Consider the following 381-nt stretch of genomic DNA (forward strand, 5'->3'; position numbering starts at 1 on the left):
GAGTTGCCGCCGAGGGTGAAGAAGTCGTCGTCGAGTCCGATTTGGTCGTGGCCGAGGACGTCGGCGAAGGTGTCGGCGACGATTCCTTCCACAGTGGTGGTCGGTGGCCGGTACTGGGGTGTTGGTAGTGCGGGTGCGGGGAGTGCGCGGCGGTCGATCTTGCCGTTGGTGGTCAGGGGTAGTGCGTCGAGGATGGTGATGGGGTTGGGCAGCATGTAGTCGGGGAGGTGTTCGGCGGCGAAGGCGTGGATGGCGGTGGGGTCGAGGGGGGTGTGGTCGCGGGGGACGATGTAGCCGACGAGTCGGTCGCCGGTGTGGGGGTCGTGGTGTACCGTCACCGCGGCGTGGGTGATGTCGGGGTGGGTGGTGAGGGTGGCTTCG

General features: G+C 67.5%; 1 pseudogene. It reads right to left on the reverse strand.

The window, feature by feature from the left end:
* Positions 1 to 381, reverse strand: a pseudogene (locus tag P3H15_RS54700) (hypothetical protein); the annotation flags it as partial.

This window comes from Rhodococcus sp. T2V (assembly GCF_029269925.1).
Taxonomy (GTDB): domain Bacteria; phylum Actinomycetota; class Actinomycetes; order Mycobacteriales; family Mycobacteriaceae; genus Rhodococcus_F; species Rhodococcus_F koreensis.